Raw genomic sequence first — 17912 nt, 5'->3', positions numbered from 1 at the left:
AAATATGAATAATGAAGAGAACAGAAGTAATAAAATAAAAGAACTTAAAATGAAATCAAAGAGAAAAGGAATATGTAAAAAACTGGTTGATATTATAAATAATTTAGAAATAGAGTCATTTATTTCAGTTGAAGATACTATAGTAATATCAAAAAAAGTTTATGAAAAAATTGATACATTAATAAACCAAGAAGAGATGGATAAGGATATAGAATCTAATTTAATTAAAGTAGCTAGTTTAAAAGAAAAATATAAAATGGTTTTTAATGAAAATGCAATATTGTTTCATTACGAAGATAGAGAATGTGGAGCTATAAAGATAAAAGTAGAGGATTTTTTTGAACATTTAGCTGATATAGCTGAATTTACTAAATTTAAAGGAGGATATAGGGATTTAATACTTGTTGACGAAGATTTAAAGTATGGGATATGTATTGAAAGATATGAATATTTTAATAAGTTAGCTATATGGAATTAAAAAGACGCTACAGTTTTAGGCAAAGAGTGAATGCATAACTATTTTAATAATCATATCCTATATAAATTATATTAAAACCAATTGATAAATTACTGCATAATTGTAATAATGCAGTGAAAAGATGAAATGAATCAGCTGAAGTTAAGTAGGCTGGTTCATTATTTTTTTAGCAGTTAACAGATTTCATCAATACATCGTTCAAAAGAACTATATTAAAAAGCAACGGTAACACATCAGAAAACAGAGATTTATGAGAATGTGAATAAGGATACCATTCAAATTGAAAATCTGTAAAGAATGGCTAAATCAGCTGAATTAAAAATAGAGGATAAATATATATTATAATAATAGTAAAAGAGTTAATGTTTCCGATAAGTTTAATCGAGGATGGAAAGAGTCCTAAAACAATAGAAAGCTATGTTGGTGACATTAATGTGTTTAAAGAGTTCTTAACAGCTAAAGGAGTTGATTTCAATAGTAATCTTCAACGATTCTACGTAGTGAACTACAAGAATTTTCTGGTAGAAAGCAACTACGAAGTAGCGACAATCAATAAAAAATAAATAGCATCCATGCATTAAATAGGCACTTAGTAGCTACTGGTGATATGAAGGAAATAGGTGTAGAAAATTTTCCTCAAGAATAAGTCTTCTAAGGCTCATATATAAATAGAAAATAAGTAGGTACACTCTCTTTTGTAGAAAAGTACCGATACATTTGCAAAAAGGATAGCACTGTTTTAATATAATGTTTATAAAAAGAAAAGGGGGATAAATATGGAAAGGGAAAATATAAACAAAAACCTTGCACAAATGCTTAAAGGTGGGGTAATAATGGATGTTACTAATAAAGAGGAAGCAATAATTGCTGAAAGGGCAGGAGCCTGTGCTGTTATGGCATTAGAAAGGGTACCATCTGATATAAGAAAAGAAGGTGGTGTCGCAAGAATGTCTGATCCTAAGATGATTAAGGAAATACAAAAGGCAGTAAGTATTCCTGTAATGGCAAAGGTTAGAATTGGACATTTTGTTGAGGCACAAATATTAGAAGCTTTAAATATAGATTTTATTGATGAAAGTGAAGTGCTTACACCAGCTGATGATAAATATCATATTAAAAAGAAAAGTATTAGAGTACCATTTGTATGTGGGGCAACAAATTTAGGTGAAGCTCTTAGAAGAATAGGTGAAGGAGCTTCTATGATAAGGACAAAAGGTGAAGCGGGAACTGGGGATGTTGTAAATGCAGTTACACATATAAGAAAAATTATAGATGAAATTAGAAGAGTTCAAAATTCTCCTGAAGAAGAATTAATGACTATTGCAAAAGATATTAGAGCACCATATGATCTTGTTAAATATGTTTGGGGAAATGGAAAGCTGCCAGTAGTTAACTTTGCTGCAGGGGGAATAGCAACACCTGCAGATGCCGCATTAATGATGCAACTTGGAAGTGAAGGGGTGTTTGTAGGTTCTGGCATTTTTAAATCAGGAGATCCAGAAAAAAGGGCAAAAGCAATAGTGCTTGCTACAACATATTATAATGATCCTAAAAAACTTGCTGAAGTATCAGAAGATTTAGGTGAAGCCATGAGCGGAACAAGTACATCTGAACTTTCTGTTAAGTATGCAGAGAGAGGTTGGTAAAATGAATATTGGTGTTTTAGCTCTTCAGGGTGGAGTTATTGAACATCTTAATCAAATTAAAGCATTAGGACATAATCCTATTGAGGTTAAAGACCCTAGGCATTTAGAAAATATTGAAGGCCTAATTTTGCCAGGAGGGGAAAGTACTACTATTGGAAAACTTCTAAATGTTACAGGGCTTATGGAGCCATTAAGAAATAAAATAAAAGAAGGGCTTCCTGTATTAGGGACTTGTGCCGGAATGATTTTATTAGCTAAAGACATAGAAAATGATAATAGAAAATATATTTCACTAATGAACATCAAAGTAAAAAGGAATGCTTTTGGAACTCAAATTGATAGTTTTAGAACGAAAAAGCAAATAAAAGCGATTTCAGATAAGCCTTTAGAGTTAGTTTTTATTAGAGCACCTTATGTAACAGAGATTGGAGATGGAGTTCAGGTGTTATGTGAAGTTGATAATAATATTGTTGGGGTTGGTGAAAAAAATATGCTAGCAATTTCATTTCATCCAGAATTAACAAGCAATCTTGAATTTTTAAGATATTTTATAAAGGAATATATTAAATAATATTGAATTATATTGGTGATGAGTAAATAATTTAAGGAGAAATATGTTTATGGCGAATTTTGAACTATTATATGGAAACACCAATAAGGTTTTAAAGATTTATGCAAATAGGGGAGAATGTTATACCGTTGAAGCTGGAGCAATGGTATCTATGAGTGATACTTTTGAAATCAAAGCAAAAACTGGTGGAATTCAGAGAACTCTAGGGAGGATGTTTTCAGGAGAATCATTTTTTATACAACAATTTTTAGCAAAAAATGATGGTGAATTACTATTAGCTCCTCAGTTTTTGGGAGATATTGAAGGTATTGAACTTGATGGGACAAGATCCTATAGGTTAGGAAAGTCAAGTTTCTTAGCTTCAACAGATGGAATTGATGTTTCAACAAAATCTGGAGGTATTAATGGTATGCTATCTGGTGAAGGGCTTATTCAAATGGAAGCTTCTGGTGTTGGAACATTATTTATAAGTTCATATGGAGCTATTCATAAAAAGGAATTAGCTTATGGAGAAAACTATATAGTAGATAGTAATCATCTAGTTTTATGGGATAGTACTTTAAGATATAATACTGAACTTATGAGTGGTATTTTTAATTCTATCGCTGGAAAAGAAGGTCTAGTTTGCAGGTTTGTTGGTCCAGGAACCATTTGGATTCAAACAAGAAATCCAGCTAATCTAATGCAAAGATCTAAATAAGTTTTTATTTATAATTGAATTTATTAATGAAGCTTGCTTTTAAATGCAAGCTTTATTTTTTTTGTTGTAAATATATGGTAGAGGGTGCTATAATATCAATACTATCTTTGAACTTAAGGAGGGAATTTTGTGATAAGTTGTATTGATATTATTACTGGCACTATAATAATTATATATGTGATTAGCATTAATATAATTGCAAATATGTCAAAAAGTTATACCATAGTTGCAATTTCGATTGGTACAATTTTAATATTATATCATTTTCTAAAAGAACACTTTAAAAAGATAAAATATTTTAAGAAGTTCCATAATTATTGTTCTACAATCTTTTGTATAGGTTTACTTTTGTTTATTTTATTAGAAGCTTTTATAATTGGTTGTCCTAAACTAGATAAATCCAAATCGGAGTTTTTATTAGTTTTAGGTGAAGAATTAAAAAATGGAGAAAATATGAGTTTAATTCTTAGAGATAGACTTGATAAAGCAGTAAATAGTATATATAGAGAAGGAGATGGCGGGTATATTATTTTGTCAGGTGGAAGAAGGAGAGCTGATTATATTTCAGAAGCAGATGCAATGGAAAGGTATTTGTTAGATCAAGGAATTCCTAAAGAAAGAATTATTAAAGAAAATAAATCTATGAATATAAATGAAAATTTTAAATTTTCAAAGGACATTATTGAGAAACAGAGTGGAAAAGCAATTAAAGACATATCAGTTAAAATCATAACCACAGATTATCTTGTACTTAGATGCGGTATTATAGCTTCAAGGAATGGATACGGTAATGTGAAATTTAACGCTTCAGGAACTAGAATTTATCTAGCGCCAATTTATTATATTATAGAAGTTTTTGAAGTAATTAGTACCATTTTTTAATTATTAATTAATTATTGATATAATGTCTAATTTAATGTGTTTAAGTAGGATGTTAAAATACCATGTATACAAGTTAAGGAAAATTAGGTATAATTAATTAATATATACTATTTATTCATTATTATGATTATTGTAGAAAAGTTATGAAAGAAGTGTTAATATAGTGAATATGAAAATTATACATAGCAAAGATGTGATTCGTAGTTTTCTAAAAAATAATGATAAAGATAACTATATGTATCTTTGCTGTAATCTTGAAGATGAGTTTTGGGATTGCACTCAAATGTTCGGATTATATGATAAGGAAAAAATTGTGGCAATTGCTTTTTTAAGTTTTAAATATGGTTTTCCAATATTAGTTGGAAGTTCATATTGTGATGAAGATGAAAATATGAATTTATTGATAAAAACTTTAGATAAATTTTTACCAAAGGATTTATATTGTCATTTAAATCCTAAATCAGTTAAGTATTTATGCGATTCTAGAGAGGTAACTTCGAGTGTTATATTTTATAATATGAAATTGAATAAAAGAAAGATTAATCTAAGTAATACTATAGATAATGTTGTTCGAATAGAGTATAGCGAAAAAAATAAGTTAATAAAATTTTTAGAAGCAAGTAATCCAGGATACATGATGGAAGAGAAGTATTTAAAAGAAGGATACTACTATGGAATTTTTCATAATGATGAGATTATATCTGCTGCTGGAGTATTTTCTTACGGAACAGAATTTGGAGTGCTTCAAATAGGAAATGTAGCAACAGCACCTGCTTATAGAAATAAAGGTTTGGCCAAAAAAGTGATAAGTAGACTAATTAAAAGTATAGATTTAAATGAAACAGATATAGTTTTAAATGTTATTTCTCATAATTTTAATGCATTAAAATTATATAAAAATTTAGGTTTTGAAGTTATTGGAACATTTGAAGAAAATCAGTTAGTTTAATCATGAAATTAATTTTGTAATTATTTCGGATACTTTAAAATAAATTGTTTATAAAACAGATAATTAATTAACAGTATTACAAATTAATTCTAATTAAATTTATTTTTATCAATTTGCTATGTTAATTAAAGAAGAGTATAAAATGGAACGTTATATACACTATGTATGTTTTTAGGTTATAATAGAAATTATTAACATAAGTTAAAATTAAATGGGTGGGAAGAAAATGCAGTATGGTTATATAGATATATTATTTTTAAATATAAGTGAAATAACATATAATATTAAACAATTAGGTATTAAAAGTATTTCATCAGAAGATATATATTCCTCCTACGGATATAATGATATAGTTTATAAGTATTTAGCTAAGGGTATAGATTTAGCTAAAAAGGGATATAAATCTGATAAACTAAAAAGTGAATTATCTTTTGAATTAAGCAAAATATGCGGTAATAGCAAAATAGATGATATAAGATTCAAATCTTTACATATAGTGAGAAGTTTAATTGAACCTATGATAAAAGGAGATTATGATTTTGTCTTAGAATTTTCAAAATATTATTGTACAAAAGAAGTTTATTCAGTCCTTAGTGAAACATTTAAAAGATTTTTAAATGTAATATAGTTAGTATGCACACTATCAAATAGCCTTTGTCATATTATGATAAGTTAAAACATATCATAATAAAAAAATAAAGAGAGGCTAAAACATGAATAAATATGAAAAAATAGAATTACCATATTCATATGATGCTTTAGAACCATACATTGATGCTGAAACTGTTGAAATTCACTATACTAAGCATTATGAAAACTATGTAAATAAGTTAAATAAGGTTCTTGAGGGATATGAAAAGTATACAAAGGACAAATCTTTAGAAGAAATTATGAAATCTATTTATAAACTACCAAAAAAAATAAGATATGATGTAATAGATCAAGGTGGAGGAGTATTAAATCACAGCTTGTATTTTTCTATATTATCGCCTACTCCTAAGGAAATTCCAGAAGGTGTATTGGGAGAAGAAATAAATAGAACTTATGGTAGCTTACAGAATTTGAAAGATGAAATAAACAAGGCTTCTATTAACCAATTCGGTTCAGGATATGGATGGTTAGTGGTAGATAAGCATGGCAAATTGAAAGTTATTAATACTTTAAATCAAGATTCTCCTTTAATACTAGGATTGAAACCAATACTTAATATTGATGTATGGGAACATGCTTATTATTTAAGATACAAAAATCTTAGGGCAGAATATGTAAAGAATATTTGGAATGTAATAGACTGGGCAAAAGTTGAAAGCTTATATAATAAAAAATAAATGCTATTTTAGCATTTATTTTTTTTATATAAACCAAAATCCTTACATATTTTATCACAGCAGATTTTTGAAGATTTTAAGACCATTGATACTCCATTACCAGGATGGATAGAAGAACCGGTGAAATAAAGGTTTTTAACTTTAGGGATAGTGCATTGAGGTCTAAAAATTGCACTTTGGTCAAGTGAATGACTAAGTCCAAAGGCACATCCTCCAAAGGTGTTAAATTTATCACGTAAGTCTATAGGCGTTAAGCAATTATCATATATAATATGGTTTTTTATATCTTCAAGACTTTTTATAGAGCTAAGATTACCTAAAATTGTTTGCTTCATATTATTTATGCTCTTTTCATTCCAGTTTATTTTTCTTGAAAGAAGGTTTGGTACTCTAACTAGGATGCTAATCTCTTCATAATCTTTAGGACATACTGATGAATCAATTGAACTTGGGCAATAAATATACATTGATGGTTCTCGGGGAATACATCCTTTAAATGGTGCCTCTATATTCTTCTTAAAGTTATCATTTATAAATATATTGTTTACTTTAAGAATAGGATATTTTTTATCAAGAGCCAAATATAAAATAAAAATAGAACAAGAGTAATTCATTTCTTTAATTGATTCTTTTTTTCCTTTTATATCTATATCTTTAATTAAATTATTTATTGAAAAAGAATAATCGCTACTGCATATAACTATATCAGAATAAATTGGATTACCATTTACCATTACTCCTACAGCTTTATTATTATGAAATAAGATCTTATCAACATTTCTAAGTGTGCTAATGTGACCTTTTTTTTCTTTTATTAACTTTTCCAAGGCTTTTATATAAGCGTACATACCACCTTTAATGTAATGTAAACCTTGAATTTGGCTGACAGCTGGAATCGAGTTGTAGATACTTGGGCAATGGTAGGGAGATACACCTATATACATAGTTTGAAACATAAGATAATTAAATAGTTTATGATTTGAAATATATTTCCTGCAATTTTTAGTGCTTGAAGTTGTGGTGTTTAATTTGAACACTTTAGATATAGTTAATGGATTTAATAAACTTATTCCTTTTAATAAGTCTCTATTTAAAAAATTGTTATTAGCAATTAAGTATTTTTTATAATTGGAATTAAGAAATTCATAATAGCCAGATATATTTTCTATGTTATTTTTAGTAATTGAGTTTATCGTTGATGATAAATGAGTTAAATTATTTGAGAAGTCATAATAACTATTATCAGTAAAAAAACATCGATATATTGGATCGAGTGGAAGAAGGGTAAAGTATTTTCTATAATCTTTTTTGCAAAAAGTAAAAACATCAATAAAATCCTCATGAAACATAGGTATAGAAGCAGTTAAGTCAAATTTGAAATCACCACTTTTTAAAATATTGGTTTTTCCTCCTATAGATAAGTTTTTTTCCAATACCTCAACATTAAAACCTTTCTCTAACAATCTTGTTGCTATTGATAAGCCTCCTACACCTGATCCTATTATAATAACTTTTTTTTTCATACTTAAATCTCCAAACTAAAAATATATTATCCTATTATCATTGATTATTGACATTTAATATTAAGATAATACCTTTGGTTACTATAGATAAGCTAAAAGTTTTTAAATGGAACTAGAATAGTATATAAAAAAGGAAGTAACCTTAGAGTATAAAGTTAACTTCCTTTTATTTAAATTAATCTTCTTGGAATTTTTATGTTCATATGTTCTTCAATCTTTTTTAATATTTCCATATTTTTATCTGCTATAAACATACATGTATAACCTTTTTCATTTGCTCTTCCTGTTCTTCCTATTCTATGTATGTATGCTTCAACAGATTCAGGGGCATCGTAGTTATAAATATGTGTAACCCCTGTAATGTCAAGTCCTCTAGAAGCGACATCTGTAGCAATTAAATATTGTATTTTTGCATCTCTAAAATTTTTCATAATTCTTTCGCGCTTATTTTGAGGGATATCACTGTGTAATTTCTCACAATTAAAACCGCTTTGTACCAAAGCCATCTCTAAATTATCAACTCTTCTTTTGGTTCTGCAAAAGATTACTGCCATAAAAGGATTATCCAATTCTAAAACTTTTTTCAAAGAATCTTGTTTCCATCTATCAGTAGTTTCAACAACTTCTTGTTTTATATTATCCAAAGCTACATTATCTTTCTTTATAGAAACCACAATAGGATCTTTCATATATCTATATGCAAGTTTTTTTACAGCCGAATCCATAGTAGCAGAAAAACAAAGCGTTTGATGTTTCTTTGAACATTCCTTTTTAATTAATTCAACTTCATTTTTAAATCCCATAAATAACATTTGATCTGCTTCATCTAAAACGAATGTTTTAAGCTTTAACAAATTAATAGTTCCTCTTTTAATATGATCGAGAAGTCGTCCAGGAGTTGCAATTATAAGATGGACATTCCCTTTAAGTTTATTTAGTTGGGATCCAATATCCTTTCCTCCATATGCTGCTAAAATATTTATATTTTTAGATTCTTTTAATTTTATAGCTTCTTCATAAATTTGAATAGCAAGTTCTCTCGTAGGAGTAAGTATCAAAACTTCAGTATTAGCAGATTTTTCATTTATATTTTCAAATATAGGAAGTAGAAAAGCTAAAGTCTTACCTGTACCAGTATCAGCTTCTGCAATTATGTCTTTTCCATCTTTTATAATAGGAATGCTTTCAGATTGAACCATAGTAGGTTTTTTAATTCCATTATTTTTTAATATATTTATTAAACTCTCAGATATACCTAATTCATTAAAATTCATTATATTCTACCTTTCACCAATTTTTTGTTGAGCTATTATATAATAACACAACTATATCTAATTTACTAAGGTATGTACTAAAATTATAATTTAACCTAAAGCAGTTCATGTCACAAATTTATTATTTTCTTTCAAAAATCTAATATACTAACATAACTAAAAAATTTTTTTCATAATATTAGTTGAAAAGAATAAGTAGGAGAATGGCATAATGGATTTAATTTGTTCTATTGGACCAACTGTTAACACATTAGAAGACATTCATAGGTACTATAAAGCTGGAATGACCATACCTAGATTTAACTTTTCACATGTTAATTATAATAAGTTTGAAAAATTAATTCTGGGAATAAAGACAAACTATCCTGAAATGAAAATTCTACAAGATCTTCAAGGTAATAAACTAAGGGTATCGAAAATGTATAGGACGGAGAATAGAGTTAATAGAGGTGAAAAAGTAATTTTTTGTTTAGAATGTAACTATGAAAATTTACTTAGAAAAAAAAGATTAGAAAGAGTAAAGGTTGTACCAATAAATTACGAAGGAAGTTTATCTGACCTAAATAATGTTAATATCATTTTAATGAAAGATGCCACAATGAGTTTTAATATAAGTGAACATAAAAAAGACTACATATCAGCTATAACAGAAAGAGGAGGTATATTAAGGGCTGAAAAGGGAATTAATGCTCCAGGAATTATAAGAAAAAATTTAAAACTTACCTCTAAGGATAAGTTTGACATTAATTGGGCTATTTCCAAAGGTGTTGATATTATATGTCTTTCTTATGTTACATCATCTGGAGATATGATTGAAGTTAAAGAATACATAAGGAAGGCTAAGATAAAAAACAATAGGTGTGAGTCTATTAAAGTATGGGCAAAGATTGAATGCATGGAAGGAGTTAATAATTTTGAAGAAATTTTAAAAGTCAGTGATGGAATAATTCTTGGAAGAGGAGATTTGAAATGCGAAGCTCCCATAGATAACATACCAGTTATACAAGAAAATTTACTGCTTAGAATGAAAAAGAGTAGGAAACCATTCATTATAGCAACTTATATTTTAGATTCAATGAAAAGAAGTTTCATTCCGTCATTAGCAGAAATAGATGATATATATAATTTCATGAAGAATAAAATAGATGGGGTAGTGTTAAGCACTGAACTTACAGCGTCTAGAGAGCCTATACAGCTTATAGAATATTTAAATAAATTACTTAATAAGTATGAGGAGAAAATCAAAAAGTAATTTAAATTTTGTGTACTGATTAAATATTATGTAAAGTAATCTTGTGAAAATAAAATATAAATGCTATCTTAGATATATAATAAAATACAAGGATTGATTAATATGAATTTTGTTGCAATAGATTTTGAAACTGCAAATGAAAAAAGAAATAGTGCTTGCTCACTAGGAATAACAAGAGTGGAAAATGATAAGATAGTTGAGGAAAAATATTGGTTAATAAAACCACCAGAAATGAGATTCCTTCCACAAAATACATGGATTCATGGAATTTATCCTAAGGATGTTGAAAAGGAAAAAACTTTTTTAGAACTTTGGGATGAAATTAAGCCTTATTTAGAGGCGGATATTTTAATAGCTCATAATGCTTCTTTTGATATGAGTGTGTTAAGAAGCCTTTTTGACTATTATAATATTGAAACACCTTATATAAAATACGCTTGCACAGTAATTCTGTCCCAAAATCATATAAGCGAAGTTAGAAATCATAAATTAAATACCTTGGCAGAGTTTGTTGGTTATGAATTTAAGCATCATCATGCTTTAGAAGATGCCAACGCCTGTGCGATGGTTATGATTTATTTATGCAATTTACTTAAAATAAACGATTTATTATCCTTAAATTTAAAGGGAGGTATTACCCTTGGAGAAATATATCCTGGTGGCTACACACCATGTTCATCTTTAATAAAAAATAAGAATAAAAAAGCTAAAAATGATGAGTTATATTTAAAAGAGGTAAATAAAGATGTAGATTTCTTCATTGATAAAGTGGTTGTATTTACTGGTCCATTGTCTTCAATGAAAAGATATGAAGCTTCAAATGTAATTTATAAGCTAGGTGGCACGGTTGGAAGTAGTGTAACTAAAAAGACTGAAGTTTTAATAACAGGTATTAAAAATAGGGATAGGATAGATAACTTCTATAAAAGTACTAAACTTAGAAAAGCAGAATCCTTAATTAGAAGTGGACAAGAAATTCATATATTGAGTGAAGATGAATTTTTAGAGTTAATTTCAGGATAAAGTAGCTTAAAACAGAGTACATTATGCTTCCTTCGTTGTACATTAAGAAAAATTATAGTAAAATAATTGAGATTAATTTAAGGAGGCTTTTACATGAGCAAAGTAATCGTTATTGGTGCTGGCCCAGCAGGTATGATGGCAGCCATAACAGCAGGAAAAGAACATGAAGTTATTCTTTTAGATGGAAATGAGAGGATAGGCAAAAAGTTATTTATCACAGGAAAAGGTCGTTGCAATGTAACAAATGCAAAAGATATTTCTGAATTTTTTGACTTTATCCCTGGTAATCCTCATTTTTTATATAGCTCTTTATATACTTTTACAAATGAAGATACAATGAATTTTTTTGAAAGTGAAGGAATAAAGTTAAAGGTGGAAAGAGGCGGAAGAGTGTTCCCGGAATCTGATAAATCTTCTGATATTATACGTGGATTATCTGATGGATTAAGTAAATCAAATGTAAAGATTTTGCTTAACTCTAAGGTAACTGACATTATATCTGAGAATAGAAATATTAAAGAGATAATAGTTAATGATTCAGTGAAAATAAAAGGAGATTATTTTATTATAGCTACAGGTGGAGCATCTTATCCTCTAACGGGATCTAAGGGAGATGGTCAAAGATTCTCAAAGAAACTTGGACATAATATCATAGAATTAAAACCTTCATTAGTTCCTATAGAAATAAAAGAAAGTTTGGTAAAAGAGTTAATGGGTTTATCCTTAAGAAATGTAACTGTAACTATTAAAGAAGGTAATAAAACAGTATATAATGACCAAGGTGAAATGCTTTTTACTCATTTTGGGGTATCAGGTCCTTTAATACTAAGTGGAAGCAGATTTATTAAAAAAGATAAGAGTTATACACTTTCTATTGATTTAAAACCTGCCTTATCAATTAGTGAATTAGATAAAAGAGTTCAAAAAGACTTTCAAAAATATATAAATAAGGATTTTAAAAATTCTTTAGATGATCTTTTACCAAAAAAATTAATACCGCTTATAATTAGTCTTTCAGAAATTTCTGAGTCAAAAAAAGTAAATGAAATAACTAAAGAAGAAAGAAAAAGATTAGTTAGTATTATAAAAAACTTTGAAATGAAAGTTAAAGGTCTAAGAAGTCTTGATGAGGCTATAGTCACTGCTGGCGGAGTAGATACTAAGGAAATTGACCCATCTACTATGAAGTCTAGAGTTATTAATAATTTATCTTTTGCAGGAGAAGTTATTGATGTGGATGCTTTTACTGGAGGATATAATGTCCAAATTGCCCTTTCAACTGGATATATTGCAGGGTTAAATATTTAACTTGTAGAAAATAGTAAAAAATTATATAATTTAAGATAGAGTTCAAAAAAAGAAAGGTGGAAATACACTTTGAAAATATCAGTTGCTATAGATGGCCCTGCTGGAGCAGGTAAAAGTACTATTGCTAAATTAGTGGCAAAAAAATTTGACTTAATGTACATAAACACAGGTGCTATGTATAGAGCAGTTGCTTTAAAATCAAAGGAAAATGGTTTAAAAGCAGATAATGTAACAGAAATATGCAAGTTAATTGAAACTATGAAAATGAGATTTGAAAAGGATGATTTAGTATTAAATGATGAAAATATCCAAAGTAAAATTACTATGCCAGAGATAAGTTCAATAGTTTCAGCTTATGCATCAATACCAGAAGTTAGAAAGATGTTAGTTAAGCTTCAAAGAGAGATGTCAAAGGAGTTTAACGTAATAATGGATGGTAGGGATATAGGTACTGTAGTACTTAAAGATTCATCTTTCAAATTTTTCTTAACAGCAACTCCAGAGGAGAGAGCTACTAGAAGATATAAAGAGTTAAGAGAAAGAAATATAGAATGCTCTTATGATACTATTTTGAAGGATATCATAGAAAGAGACTATAAAGATTCACATAGAGAAGTAGATCCTTTAAGAAAAGCTGATGATGCAATTGAAGTTGATACTACTGGACTTAATATAGAAGAAGTTACTGACAAGATTATTGGACTTATAAATCTTAAGATAAACAATTAACTTATAAAATTAGGAGACTTATAATAATGAGAACAGTTAAATTAGCCGATAATGCCGGTTTTTGCTTTGGTGTTCAACGTGCAGTGGAAGAAGCATTAAAAATACAAAAACAATATAATAAAAAAATTTATACATTAGGACCATTGATCCATAACAATGATGTAGTGAAATTTTTAGAAGAACGAAATATTTATGCTATAGAACTTGATAGTTTAGATAGTCTGAGTAAAGGTGATGTAATAGTAATTAGATCTCATGGAATTGGGAAAGATATAATTACTAACCTTGAAAAACGCGAACTAATTGTAGTTAATGCAACATGTCCGTTTGTTACAAATATACAGAAAAAGGTAGAAAAATTTTCTGCTGAAGGATATAATATTGTTATTCTTGGTGATGAAAAGCATCCAGAAGTTGTAGGAATCAATGGATGGTGCAATAATGAAGCTATAATAACTAAAGATGGATCACTTCCAGAAGATTTACCAAAGAAAATATGTGCAGTATCTCAAACTACTGAAAAAAAAGAGAATTGGGATAAAACTGTTAAAAATTTAGAGGATAAATCTGAGGAAATATTAACTTATAATACAATTTGTTTAGCTACAGATGAGAGGCAAAGAAGTGCTGAAAAGCTTTCAAAAGAAGTAGATGCTATGATTGTAATAGGTGGGAAAAATAGTTCTAATACCACTAAACTATATCAAATAGCAAAAGCAAATTGTGCAAATACTATTCATGTTGAAAACTCTTCTGAATTACCGGAAGAATACATAAATAATAACAAATATGAAAAGATTGGAATTACCGCTGGTGCATCTACACCAGATTGGATAATTAGGGAGGTTATTAATATTATGCAAGATACTATTAACAATAATGACGAACAATTACAATTGATGGAAGAAATGGACAAGAGATTTAGAATAGGGGATGAAGTTGAAGGGGAAATACTTTCAAAAACTAGAGATGAAATACTAGTTTCACTAGTAGGTTATAAATCTGATGGAGTTATACCTTTTAAAGAATTAACAGCTATGTGTGAACCACAAGAAATGGCGAATAAACTAGTTGTTGGCGAAAACATTAAAGCTAAGGTAATTAAGCTTCAAAATAGTGACGGATATGTTGTACTTTCAAGATTAGAATATGAAAAGAAAGCAGCTTATGAAGAATTAGAAAAGCTATATAACGAAGGTACAATTTTCGAAGTAAAGATTGATGAGGTTAAGGAAAAAGGACTAGTTTCTTATTATAATGGTGCAAGAATTTTCATACCTGCATCTCAAATTGATGTAAGATTTGTGGAAAATAAGGAAGAATTAAAAGGAAAAACTTTACAAGTTAAGTTAATCGAATTATCTATTGGAAAGCATTCTAAGATTATAGCTTCAAGAAGAGTTATATTAGAAAAAGAAATAGCTGAAAAAGAAGCAGCAGCATGGGCTAGCTTACAAGCTGGAGATATAGTTAAAGGTGAAGTTAAGAGATTTGCTAAATTTGGAGCTTTCATAGATGTAAATGGTGTTGACGGATTATTACATCTTTCTCAAATATCTTGGAAGCATATAAATAAAGCAGAGGACATATTGAAAGTTGGAGATATTGTCGATGTTAAAATTATTGAATTAGATAAAGAAGCAAAGAAATTATCTTTAAGTATAAAACAATTAACTCCAGAACCATGGGCTAATGCAGCTGAAAAATATCCTGAAGGATCTGTTGTTTTAGGTAAAGTTGCTAGATTAAATGATTTTGGTGCTTTTATCGAATTAGAACCAGGATTAGATGGTTTAGTTCATATATCTAAAATAAGCCATGATAGAGTTGAACATCCTTCACAAGTTTTAACTGTTGGAGAAGAAATCAAGGCTGTAATTCTATCTGTAGATCAAGAAAATAAGAGAATAAGCTTAAGTATGAAAGACGTTTAAAATAGGAATTTATTATTAGGACTCCCATATTATATATAGGGAGTTCTTTTCCTATTTGAAATGAGGTAGTAATGTATGATAACAGTTGAAAGGTTAAACAATAATAACTTTAGTGAATTTAATAATTTAATAAGAGAATCAAAGAGAAAAACTCAATATAGTATGGATTTTTATAAGTTTTATGATAATAAAACATTTATTTATAAATATATAATACGTAAAATGGTTCATCTTATTAAGGTTGATAGAAATTTTGTAGGTTATATTTGGGTTGAGTCACCATCATACCAATCTACACGTCTTTCTGATATTTTTATAAAAGATGAATATATGAACTATTTTAGTTCAAGCTTACCATTGATGCTAAAAAGTACTGTAGTTACTTATGAATGCTTTGAAGATTCCTATACATTAAGCCTTCTTCATAAGCTTAATATGAGTAGGATTAGACTGACATATTTAATGAAGTTAAGTAGCTTTACAAAAGAAAATAGTAGTTTTCATGAGGATATAGCCTTTCATATCTATGATCATAAAAAGGATGCTAAAACTAGGTGTTATCTTCAAAATTCAATTTTTATGGATAATAATAGGGTTCCATTAACAGTTGAGGATATACGTTATGATGAAAAACAGGACTATTATTTAAAGGATCTTAGTTTGTTTATTTATAAAGGGGTGAATCCTATTGGTTATGGACAAATTATATATAGTAGAGGAATATATTTGATTGTTAACTTTGGCATTTTAGAAGGTTATAGAGGTAGGGGGTATGGTGCAGATCTTATAAATAAGCTTATTTCTTTAGCAAAAAGCAAAGGTATAATGGATATTTATATAAGGGTTGATTTTAATAATAACCCTGCTATAGCGCTTTATAGAAATGTTGGATTTAAAGACGTTGGTAATTTTTCAACTTGGGTATGGTCTAAAAATCTTATGTAAATTTAGAATACGGAGATGATAAAATGAGTAACGATGTGTATTCAATTATATCTATGGAAATAGAGAAAATAATAAATGATTTTAATAAAGAATATTCGGATAATAGGACAGAACTATATGCTACTGCTCGCAGTAATGGCACAGGAAAGTGGAAAATAACCCTTAATGGATCCAAAACATACTATTTAGATAAAGATGAAATCCTATCTGAAATTAGTAATATTGGAGAACTTGGAACTGTAATAAGAAAACAATTATATAGAAAAATTAAAAGTTAATAATATGTAAGTATTAATTAGTGAAGGATAGATAATGTGAAAAAATACATTTTCTATCCTTTACTTTATTCCTACTAGGTGTATTGATTTAACTTAAATTGCCTTTGAATTTTTCAATATTTATAGGTGAGAAACCAATTACGTCAGAACAATGAATTGTTATTTCTTCAATGTCTACTTTCAAATTATTTCCATAGATTATAGTAGCATCTTCAATAACTATTAAGCTACCATCACCTATTATTTCAATATCCTCTTTATATTCTTCTTGAAAAGACTTAACATATTCTTCTTTATAATCATATACCAATTCAGCTGCATGAGGAATATCTGTTCCAGAATAAACAGGAGCAAGTTTTCCAATTACCATACCAAAACTAGTCATAATTAAAGCACCATTAAATTCAGAGGTTTTTTTTGAGGATTCTATTAATGCTAATAAACCTTCTAAATTTAAGTATTTTGATGAAATTTTTGACATATAAACACCTCCTTACTGAATATAGTAACATAATACTTTAAATAAATCTCTATAAGGAATGAAATATATTATATAGAAAAAGAAGGAAAAAGAGTATTTTTGTAGAAGATTAATAGTGAGGTGAGATTTATGCATGAAAAATCAATTAAATTAAGATTTATTGGAGATTCAAAGGAGGTAACATTTGGTGTTGAAGATTCAGCTACCTTCAAAGTTGATGTTTTTCAGATGAATAACTTGAAATATTGGCTTCAAGACCAAGGAAGTTCCATAGTTGTAACTTGCAAAGATGGTTCCGAGATAGCTTTAAATAAATATACAATTCAATATGCTAATATTCAAAAATAAAGTTTATCCTCTCAGTAAAGGTTTTCTGATAAGGAATGAAAGTTCTATGTTGATGAATATATAAGATACCATAAGGATTTTGTGGTATCTTATATATTTGGATATAGATTTAGAAATATTCTGAAGAATATATATTCTTATATGGTAATATTCTTCAGAATATGCTGGTAAAATGCGGTTTAGATGAAGTTTATATTAAATTTATAAAATTTTTCCTTAATCTTAGTTCATACTATGAAAGATTATCATCTTCTTTGATTTCC

At 28.0% G+C, this 17912-nt stretch carries 20 protein-coding genes; 17 read left to right on the top strand and 3 right to left on the bottom strand.

The features are described from left to right. Nucleotides 1-4 precede the first annotated feature (4 nt). The 9 genes from FAY47_RS04470 (at nt 5) to FAY47_RS04430 (ending at nt 6554) form a co-directional block, all read left to right on the top strand. Nucleotides 5-478 (top strand): hypothetical protein, encoded by a 474-nt coding sequence (locus FAY47_RS04470; RefSeq protein ID WP_185966717.1) that lies wholly within the window; start codon nt 5-7, stop codon nt 476-478. 362 nt (nt 479-840) lie between these two features. Then, the gene (locus tag FAY47_RS04465; RefSeq protein ID WP_243129546.1) at nt 841-1041 is read left to right on the top strand and encodes a site-specific integrase; all 201 of its coding nucleotides are present in this window, start codon (nt 841-843) and stop codon (nt 1039-1041) included. Between the two features lie 213 nt (nt 1042-1254). Beyond that, a complete protein-coding gene (gene pdxS / locus FAY47_RS04460; RefSeq protein WP_143315221.1) occupies nt 1255-2124 on the top strand; it encodes a pyridoxal 5'-phosphate synthase lyase subunit PdxS in 870 nt (289 codons plus the stop codon). Between the two features lies 1 nt (nt 2125). Further along, on the top strand, nt 2126-2695 hold the full coding sequence (gene pdxT, locus FAY47_RS04455) for a pyridoxal 5'-phosphate synthase glutaminase subunit PdxT (protein ID WP_143315379.1): 570 nt from the start codon (nt 2126-2128) through the stop codon (nt 2693-2695). A 49-nt stretch (nt 2696-2744) separates the two neighbouring features. After that, nucleotides 2745-3395 (top strand): TIGR00266 family protein, encoded by a 651-nt coding sequence (locus FAY47_RS04450; protein ID WP_143315220.1) that lies wholly within the window; start codon nt 2745-2747, stop codon nt 3393-3395. A 129-nt stretch (nt 3396-3524) separates the two neighbouring features. Continuing rightward, nucleotides 3525-4277 carry a YdcF family protein gene (locus tag FAY47_RS04445; protein ID WP_143315219.1) on the top strand — a complete coding sequence of 251 codons (753 nt, stop codon included), beginning with the start codon at nt 3525-3527 and terminating at the stop codon, nt 4275-4277. 169 nt (nt 4278-4446) lie between these two features. Continuing rightward, the gene (locus FAY47_RS04440; RefSeq protein ID WP_143315218.1) at nt 4447-5226 is read left to right on the top strand and encodes a GNAT family N-acetyltransferase; all 780 of its coding nucleotides are present in this window, start codon (nt 4447-4449) and stop codon (nt 5224-5226) included. Between the two features lie 226 nt (nt 5227-5452). Further along, on the top strand, nt 5453-5854 hold the full coding sequence (locus FAY47_RS04435) for a hypothetical protein (RefSeq protein WP_143315217.1): 402 nt from the start codon (nt 5453-5455) through the stop codon (nt 5852-5854). An 85-nt stretch (nt 5855-5939) separates the two neighbouring features. Then, the gene (locus tag FAY47_RS04430; RefSeq protein ID WP_143315216.1) at nt 5940-6554 is read left to right on the top strand and encodes a superoxide dismutase; all 615 of its coding nucleotides are present in this window, start codon (nt 5940-5942) and stop codon (nt 6552-6554) included. A gap of 8 nt (nt 6555-6562) precedes the next feature. Here the strand turns inward: FAY47_RS04430 and crtI are convergent, their stop codons facing one another. Then, the gene (gene crtI / locus FAY47_RS04425) at nt 6563-8077 is read right to left on the bottom strand and encodes a phytoene desaturase family protein (RefSeq protein WP_143315215.1); all 1515 of its coding nucleotides are present in this window, start codon (nt 8075-8077) and stop codon (nt 6563-6565) included. Nucleotides 8078-8247: 170 nt separating this feature from the next. After that, nucleotides 8248-9351 carry a DEAD/DEAH box helicase gene (locus FAY47_RS04420; RefSeq protein WP_143315214.1) on the bottom strand — a complete coding sequence of 368 codons (1104 nt, stop codon included), beginning with the start codon at nt 9349-9351 and terminating at the stop codon, nt 8248-8250. A 211-nt stretch (nt 9352-9562) separates the two neighbouring features. On the opposite strand from FAY47_RS04420, the gene FAY47_RS04415 reads away from it, so the two are divergent. The 7 genes from FAY47_RS04415 to FAY47_RS04385 all read left to right on the top strand — a co-directional run bounded on the left by FAY47_RS04415 (nt 9563) and on the right by FAY47_RS04385 (nt 16820). Next, entirely contained in the window at nt 9563-10603 is a 1041-nt protein-coding gene (locus tag FAY47_RS04415) for a pyruvate kinase (RefSeq protein ID WP_143315213.1), read from the top strand. Nucleotides 10604-10705: 102 nt separating this feature from the next. Then, nucleotides 10706-11626, top strand: a complete 921-nt coding sequence (locus FAY47_RS04410; RefSeq protein ID WP_143315212.1) for an exonuclease domain-containing protein — start codon at nt 10706-10708, stop codon at nt 11624-11626. A gap of 93 nt (nt 11627-11719) precedes the next feature. Then, on the top strand, nt 11720-12934 hold the full coding sequence (locus tag FAY47_RS04405; RefSeq protein WP_143315211.1) for an NAD(P)/FAD-dependent oxidoreductase: 1215 nt from the start codon (nt 11720-11722) through the stop codon (nt 12932-12934). Nucleotides 12935-13003: 69 nt separating this feature from the next. Then, nucleotides 13004-13663, top strand: coding sequence for a (d)CMP kinase (gene cmk, locus FAY47_RS04400; protein WP_143315210.1), 660 nt, complete (start codon nt 13004-13006; stop codon nt 13661-13663). A 26-nt stretch (nt 13664-13689) separates the two neighbouring features. Then, entirely contained in the window at nt 13690-15597 is a 1908-nt protein-coding gene (locus FAY47_RS04395) for a bifunctional 4-hydroxy-3-methylbut-2-enyl diphosphate reductase/30S ribosomal protein S1 (RefSeq protein ID WP_143315209.1), read from the top strand. Nucleotides 15598-15672: 75 nt separating this feature from the next. Beyond that, on the top strand, nt 15673-16542 hold the full coding sequence (locus FAY47_RS04390) for a GNAT family N-acetyltransferase (RefSeq protein ID WP_143315208.1): 870 nt from the start codon (nt 15673-15675) through the stop codon (nt 16540-16542). Nucleotides 16543-16565: 23 nt separating this feature from the next. Continuing rightward, nucleotides 16566-16820, top strand: coding sequence for a hypothetical protein (locus FAY47_RS04385; protein ID WP_143315207.1), 255 nt, complete (start codon nt 16566-16568; stop codon nt 16818-16820). 88 nt (nt 16821-16908) lie between these two features. Here the strand turns inward: FAY47_RS04385 and FAY47_RS04380 are convergent, their stop codons facing one another. Beyond that, a complete protein-coding gene (locus tag FAY47_RS04380; RefSeq protein WP_143315206.1) occupies nt 16909-17301 on the bottom strand; it encodes a hypothetical protein in 393 nt (130 codons plus the stop codon). Between the two features lie 129 nt (nt 17302-17430). Here FAY47_RS04380 and FAY47_RS04375 point away from each other — a divergent pair, with 129 nt between their 5' ends. Next, nucleotides 17431-17649, top strand: a complete 219-nt coding sequence (locus FAY47_RS04375; protein ID WP_143315205.1) for a hypothetical protein — start codon at nt 17431-17433, stop codon at nt 17647-17649. Nucleotides 17650-17912: the final 263 nt, after the last annotated feature.

This window comes from Clostridium sp. HBUAS56017, from assembly GCF_007115085.1.
Taxonomy (GTDB): Bacteria; Bacillota; Clostridia; order Clostridiales; family Clostridiaceae; genus Clostridium; species Clostridium cibarium.
This window is presented reverse-complemented; position numbering and strand designations above follow the sequence as displayed.

Bases quoted from the DNA above. Each gene is read 5' to 3' on its own strand.
- pdxT (WP_143315379.1), top strand. From the start codon at position 2,126: ATGAATATTGGTGTTTTAGCTCTTCAGGGTGGAGTTATTGAACATCTT.
- FAY47_RS04430 (WP_143315216.1), top strand. From the start codon at position 5,940: ATGAATAAATATGAAAAAATAGAATTACCATATTCATATGATGCTTTA.
- FAY47_RS04415 (WP_143315213.1), top strand. From the start codon at position 9,563: ATGGATTTAATTTGTTCTATTGGACCAACTGTTAACACATTAGAAGAC.
- FAY47_RS04375 (WP_143315205.1), top strand. From the start codon at position 17,431: ATGCATGAAAAATCAATTAAATTAAGATTTATTGGAGATTCAAAGGAG.
- FAY47_RS04395 (WP_143315209.1), top strand. From the start codon at position 13,690: ATGAGAACAGTTAAATTAGCCGATAATGCCGGTTTTTGCTTTGGTGTT.
- FAY47_RS04450 (WP_143315220.1), top strand. From the start codon at position 2,745: ATGGCGAATTTTGAACTATTATATGGAAACACCAATAAGGTTTTAAAG.
- FAY47_RS04465 (WP_243129546.1), top strand. From the start codon at position 841: ATGTTTCCGATAAGTTTAATCGAGGATGGAAAGAGTCCTAAAACAATA.
- FAY47_RS04390 (WP_143315208.1), top strand. From the start codon at position 15,673: ATGATAACAGTTGAAAGGTTAAACAATAATAACTTTAGTGAATTTAAT.
- FAY47_RS04385 (WP_143315207.1), top strand. From the start codon at position 16,566: ATGAGTAACGATGTGTATTCAATTATATCTATGGAAATAGAGAAAATA.
- FAY47_RS04470 (WP_185966717.1), top strand. From the start codon at position 5: ATGAATAATGAAGAGAACAGAAGTAATAAAATAAAAGAACTTAAAATG.
- crtI (WP_143315215.1), bottom strand. From the start codon at position 8,077: ATGAAAAAAAAAGTTATTATAATAGGATCAGGTGTAGGAGGCTTATCA.
- FAY47_RS04380 (WP_143315206.1), bottom strand. From the start codon at position 17,301: ATGTCAAAAATTTCATCAAAATACTTAAATTTAGAAGGTTTATTAGCA.
- FAY47_RS04405 (WP_143315211.1), top strand. From the start codon at position 11,720: ATGAGCAAAGTAATCGTTATTGGTGCTGGCCCAGCAGGTATGATGGCA.
- FAY47_RS04435 (WP_143315217.1), top strand. From the start codon at position 5,453: ATGCAGTATGGTTATATAGATATATTATTTTTAAATATAAGTGAAATA.
- FAY47_RS04440 (WP_143315218.1), top strand. From the start codon at position 4,447: ATGAAAATTATACATAGCAAAGATGTGATTCGTAGTTTTCTAAAAAAT.
- FAY47_RS04420 (WP_143315214.1), bottom strand. From the start codon at position 9,351: ATGAATTTTAATGAATTAGGTATATCTGAGAGTTTAATAAATATATTA.
- FAY47_RS04410 (WP_143315212.1), top strand. From the start codon at position 10,706: ATGAATTTTGTTGCAATAGATTTTGAAACTGCAAATGAAAAAAGAAAT.
- pdxS (WP_143315221.1), top strand. From the start codon at position 1,255: ATGGAAAGGGAAAATATAAACAAAAACCTTGCACAAATGCTTAAAGGT.